Raw genomic sequence first — 5,090 nt, 5'->3', positions numbered from 1 at the left:
GCCGGACGCCGACCGCGCCGAGGTCGCGGCCCTGCACCGGGTGTTCGGGAGCGCGGTCGCCCGGGTTCCGGTGACGGCGGTGACGGCGGGTCTGGGCCGTGCGTACTCGGCGGTGGGTGCGTTGGCCGTGGTCGCCGCGACCCTGGGTCTGCGGGACGGTGCGGTACCCCCGACCGCCGGCCTCGTCGCCGACGAGGTCGCCGTGGACGCGGACGTGGTCACCGGCACGGCCCGTCGCGTACCGCTGCGGCACGTGCTGGTGCTCGCCCGCGGGTTCGGTGGTTTCAGTTCCGCGCTCGTACTCAGCTCGGGCGCGGAATCCGACGGACGGAGGACACGATGACCGACCGGGACGTCACGATCGAGGAACTCGGCGAACTGCTGTCGTCGAGCGGTGGAGTGCGGATCGAGGTGGACGAGCTGACCGCGGCGACGACGTTCGACGAGCTCGGACTGGACTCGCTCGCCCTGCTCGGCGTGATCACATCGATCGAACGTGATCGGGGGGTGGCGCTGCCGACCGAGGCCCAGGAGGCCCGGTCCGTGCGGGACTTTCTCACCGTACTCAACGACGCGCTGCGGAAGGAGCGCTGACATGCCGGGACACACGGACAATCACGTCGTCGTCTTCGCGCCGATGGACCTGGTCTGGTCCAGGACCAACGATGTCGCGGACTGGCCGAACCTGTTCACCGAGTACGCCGCGACGGAGGTGCTGGAGGACACGGGCGACCGCGTCCGGTTCCGGCTCACCATGGTCCCCGACGAGAAGGGCCGGGTCTGGTCGTGGGTGTCGGAGCGGGAGCTCGATCCCGAGACCCGCACGGTGGTGGCACGCCGGGTCGAGACGGGGCCGTTCGAGTACATGCACATCCGTTGGACCTACCACCCGGTCAACGGAGGCGTGCTGATGCGCTGGACCCAGGATTTCGCGATGAAGCCGGGGGCGCCGCTCGACGATGCGGGGATGACCGCACGGATCAACACGAACACACCGGTCCAGATGGGCGCCATCAAACGGGTGCTGGAGGCCGAGGCCGCTGCGCTGCTGCCGCCCGGCTGCCGCCCGCCGACGGAGGAGGGGCCGTGAACCGTACATTGATCGTCGCGAGGATGCGGGAGGCCGACAGCGCGGCGGTGGCCGCACTGTTCGCCGAGTCGGACGCGGGGCCGCTCCCGCGCCGTGTCGGCGTCCGTGCGCGGACCCTGTTCCGATTCCACGGCCTGTATTTTCATCTGATCGAGTCGGACGACGATCTCGGCGGGAGGATCGACGAGCTGCGCGGTGACCGGGAGTTCCGCGATCTCAGCGCCGCCCTCGGCGACTACATCGGCCCGTTCGATCCGCGCACCTGGCGCTCGCCGTCCGACGCGACGGCCGCGGCCTTCTACCACTGGGCACGGGACGACTGACCGCGACACCGGTCACTTCACGCCGGTGCCGACGTTGACGTCGGCGTGCAACACGGCCGGGGGGCGGTCGCCGGAGCGCTCGCGCAGCCGGCCGTCCAGCACCCGCAGCACCTCCGTGTGTTGTTCCCCGGTCAGCCCCGCGACGAGCCCGGCGCCGATGGGATTGCTGGTGGCGACCTCGTTGACCAGGTGCGTGGGTGAATCGACGGTCATGTTCCAGGTGACCGTGTCCACGGTCACGTCGTGCAGTCCTGCCGCGGTGAGCCGTTCGCGGAAGACGTCCCGGTCGGCCAGTTGGAACGGGGGCGGTGGCGGGTCCATCGGCAGGCCGGGGAAGTCCGGCACGGCGGCCCGGACGGCGTCGAGCAGGAAGGTGAGGAACTCGACCGTCGGCAGCGGGCCGAAGGCGGCGACGAGCACCGTCCCGCCGGGCCTGGTCACCCGCACCATCTCCGCCAGCCCCGCGTCGAGGTCGGGCAGCATCGTCACGCCGTTCTGGGACGCGGACACGTCGAACGTGTCGTCCGGGAAGACCAGCGCACGGCTGTCCAGCACCCGGCCCTCGACGTCGGTGAGCCCCTCCGCGCGGGCGCGGGCGACCAGCCGCTCGATCATCGCGGGTGCGATGTCGGTGGCGACCACCTGGGCGCCCCGACGTGCGGCCGGGATACTCAGGGCCCCGGTGCCCGCGGCGACGTCCAGGAACCGGGTTCCGGGACCGATCTCCACCCGGCCGAGCGCGACGTCGCCGTGCCGGAGGCTCTCCGGGGTGATGAACTCGTCGTAGCCGGACGCGAGTGCGTCCCACGCGTCGGCCACCTGTTCCGGTGGTGGTGTCTCGGTCATGCCGTCCTCCTCGGTACGCGGTGGTTCGGGGCGGTTCCGGTGTCTCCGCTCGGTGATACCCGCTCACGCGGGCCCGCAGTGCTGACGTGCGCGGGCGGGCCTGCCGTGCCCGTGCGGTCCGCCGAGCCGCCGGGGCTCTTCCGGGAGGCCCGAGGGATCGAGTCGGACTCGGGTGGGGGTGGTCGTCCGGCTGGTGTCCGCCGCGGTGCCGTGGTCGGTCTACCACGCACTCCGGTGAGCCACCGGGTGTCCTGGCCGAGCGGGGTTCCTGGCCGGGTGTGGGTTTCCGGGCGGTGACCGCGGGGTACGTGGGGGCCACGCGCACGGGTCGAGCCGAAGGAGTCGTGTCATGGCCACGTCGACGGAGAGTGATCTCGTCAGTGTGATCGTCGAGGATCACAACTCGGTGGAACGGATGTTCCGGGAGCTGGAGGATTCGTCGCTCGAACCTGCGCACAAGCGCGAACTGACCGAGCACGTGATCGCGGAGCTCGTACGCCATTCGGTGGCCGAGGAACAACATATGTACCCGGCGGCCCGAAGGTCGCTGGAGAACGGGAACGAGATCGCCGATCACGAGATCGAGGAGCACGCCGAGGCGGAACAGCTGATGAAGCAGCTCGAGAACAGGGACCCGGCCGCGGCGGACTTCGACGAGGTGCTCGGCAGGCTCATCAGCGCGATCCGCCACCACGTCGCGGACGAGGAGAACGACCTGTTGCCGAAGCTGCGGCAGGCCTGCGACGAGCGGGAGCTGGCCGAGCTCGGGCAGAAGGTGCTCGACGCGAAACGCACGGCCCCGACCCGCCCGCACCCGATGGCGCCGGACAAGCCACCGGCCAACCGCATCCTCGATCCGGGCGCGGGACTGGTCGACCGGCTCCGCGACCGGCTCGGCACAGGTGCGTGAGATCTCGATCCCGACCTCGACGGCCGGGACCGAGACCACCCGGTCACTCCCTTCTCAGTTTGTCCTGCGTGGCACCGGCTATCTTCTCCATGCTGTTCGGGAGTTCGGTGGTGCCGTAGAGGCGGGCGTCCGGGTGAGTGGGCGGCGGCATGGGGGCGTTGGTGGTGGCGCCCTCGTGGTAGCTGAACTCGCCGTTGCCGTCCGGGGTGGGGCCGGAGGCCCACGGCCCCTCGGACGCGTGCTGCCCGTCGCTGAAGTTCAGGTACTGGTACGACACGTCCGTCTGTTCCTTGTTCTGCGGGAAGTTGCTCGGCACCGGTAGTTGCTCGACGCCGTTCTCCCGGAGTTCGGCGGCCGCGGCGAGCCACTGGTTCTGGTGCATGGTGTCCCGCGCCAGCAGGAAGGAGAGCAGTTCCCGGACCCCGTGGTCGTCGGTCATGTGGTAGAGCCGGGCGACCTGCGTCCGGCCCTGCATCTCGGCGTTGGCGTTGGAGGTGAAGTCGGCCAGCAGGTTCCCGCTCGCGGTGATGTAGGCGCCCTGCCACGGGTTGCCCATGCTGTCGACGGGCCGCGCCCCCGCACCCGCCACGATGGCGTGCTGGACGTCGGTCCCACCGACCACGGCCGCGACGGTGGGATCAGCCTGCACCGCCTCATCGGTGACGCCCAGGGGGGACTTCTCCAGCAGTTGGGCGATCATGGTGGCGAGCATCTCGACGTGGCCGAACTCCTCGGACCCGATGCCGAAGACCAGGTCCCGGTACTTCCCGGGAACGTGCATGTTCCAGCCCTGGAACATGTACTGCATCGCCACGGTGATCTCACCGTACTGGCCGCCGAGTACCTCCTGGAGCTTGCGCGCGTACACCGCGTCGGGTTGCTCCGGGCTCGCCTTGAACTGCAATTCCTGTTGGTGGAAGAACATGCGGGGTGACTCCCTCTCGCGGACCGTCGGGACGGGTACGGGTCGTGCTCGGGTGCATTCCCGGTCCGCCACCGGCGAACCGACACCTCACCGGGAAGGGGGTACCGGAGCGCGGAACAGGAGGTGCTGCCCGGCCCGGGGCCTGTCTCGTCCGGTCGCGACCTACCCGGCGGGCCGGAACGCCGCCGCGGCGGCCTCGGCGATGGCCTGGTCCTGTTCCCCGGTGCCGCCGCTCACGCCGACGGCGCCGACGACCGCTCCCTCGTGGTTCAGCGGGAGCCCGCCTGCGAAGATCATCACCCGGCCGTGGTTCGAGGCGTGGATGCCGAAGAACTGCGCGCCGGGTTGCGCGTTCTCCGCGAGATCGGCGGTGGCGATGTCGAACGCGCGGGAGGTGAAGGCCTTGTTGATGGAGATGTCGACGCTGCCGAGCCACGCGCCGTCCATCCGCGCGTGGGCGACCAGGTTGCCGCCCGCGTCGACCACGGCGATGTTGGCGGGCTGCCCGATCTCCCGCGCCTTCTTCTCCCCTCCCGCGATGATCTCGCGTGCCTCGTCGAGCGAGACCGACGGCTGATTCCGCACGGCTGTCACCTCCGTTGGCGCGTGTCCGGCACTCGTCTCCGGTGCGTACCCGGGCGGACACGGATCAAACACGGGGGTGCCCGCGCGGGAGGGTCGGTGGGTCCCGCGCACCGGGCCGGTCGGTGCGGACGATCGGTGCGGACTACGTCGGATGTCGCGGTCGGATCGGGTCCGTTGTCATGGGACGGCGCCATCCGGGGAACGTAGGGTGCGTGCCACGACCACCGACGAGGGAGGCGACGATGTCCACGAACTCCGTCGACACCGTGTCCGAGATCGAGACCGGACTGTTTCTGGATGGCGAGTCCCGGGCGGCCGGTGACTCGCTGCGGATCGTCGACCCCGCGGACGGCACGTCGGTGGTCGGCCGGGCCGCCGCGGCGACGGCGGAGCAGGCCTCGGCCGCGGTCA

The 5,090-nt window shown here is 70.6% G+C and carries 7 protein-coding genes and 1 pseudogene; 5 read left to right on the top strand and 3 right to left on the bottom strand.

From position 1 onward, the window contains the following. From SACHA_RS26370 to SACHA_RS0119050, 4 genes and pseudogenes are all read left to right on the top strand, one after another. Positions 1-343 (top strand): annotated as a pseudogene (locus SACHA_RS26370) (ketosynthase chain-length factor); the annotation flags it as partial. Continuing rightward, on the top strand, positions 340-594 hold the full coding sequence (locus tag SACHA_RS0119060) for an acyl carrier protein (protein WP_019812334.1): 255 nt from the start codon (positions 340-342) through the stop codon (positions 592-594). The pseudogene SACHA_RS26370 and the gene SACHA_RS0119060, both read left to right, overlap by 4 nt. Before the next feature lies 1 nt (position 595). After that, positions 596-1,090: an SRPBCC family protein gene (locus SACHA_RS0119055; RefSeq protein WP_019812332.1), complete on the top strand. Its 495-nt coding sequence runs from the start codon at positions 596-598 to the stop codon at positions 1,088-1,090. Beyond that, positions 1,087-1,413, top strand: a complete 327-nt coding sequence (locus tag SACHA_RS0119050) for a TcmI family type II polyketide cyclase (protein ID WP_028663348.1) — start codon at positions 1,087-1,089, stop codon at positions 1,411-1,413. The genes SACHA_RS0119055 and SACHA_RS0119050 overlap by 4 nt, the downstream gene beginning before the upstream one ends. 12 nt (positions 1,414-1,425) lie before the next feature. Here the strand turns inward: SACHA_RS0119050 and SACHA_RS0119045 are convergent, their stop codons facing one another. Continuing rightward, positions 1,426-2,259 carry a class I SAM-dependent methyltransferase gene (locus SACHA_RS0119045; protein ID WP_019812326.1) on the bottom strand — a complete coding sequence of 278 codons (834 nt, stop codon included), beginning with the start codon at positions 2,257-2,259 and terminating at the stop codon, positions 1,426-1,428. A gap of 349 nt (positions 2,260-2,608) precedes the next feature. Here SACHA_RS0119045 and SACHA_RS0119040 point away from each other — a divergent pair, with 349 nt between their 5' ends. Then, positions 2,609-3,169 (top strand): hemerythrin domain-containing protein, encoded by a 561-nt coding sequence (locus tag SACHA_RS0119040; RefSeq protein WP_019812324.1) that lies wholly within the window; start codon positions 2,609-2,611, stop codon positions 3,167-3,169. Between the two features lie 43 nt (positions 3,170-3,212). Here SACHA_RS0119040 and SACHA_RS0119035 read toward each other — a convergent pair whose 3' ends face one another. Both SACHA_RS0119035 and SACHA_RS0119030 read right to left on the bottom strand, forming a co-directional pair. Next, positions 3,213-4,094, bottom strand: coding sequence for a manganese catalase family protein (locus SACHA_RS0119035; RefSeq protein ID WP_019812322.1), 882 nt, complete (start codon positions 4,092-4,094; stop codon positions 3,213-3,215). Between the two features lie 162 nt (positions 4,095-4,256). Further along, a complete protein-coding gene (locus SACHA_RS0119030; protein ID WP_019812321.1) occupies positions 4,257-4,679 on the bottom strand; it encodes a GlcG/HbpS family heme-binding protein in 423 nt (140 codons plus the stop codon). Positions 4,680-5,090 lie beyond the last annotated feature (411 nt).

This window comes from Saccharomonospora halophila 8 (assembly GCF_000383775.1).
Lineage (GTDB): Bacteria > Actinomycetota > Actinomycetes > Mycobacteriales > Pseudonocardiaceae > Saccharomonospora > Saccharomonospora halophila.
Note: the sequence above shows the minus strand (reverse complement) of the source record. Positions and strands in the feature narration are given on the sequence as shown.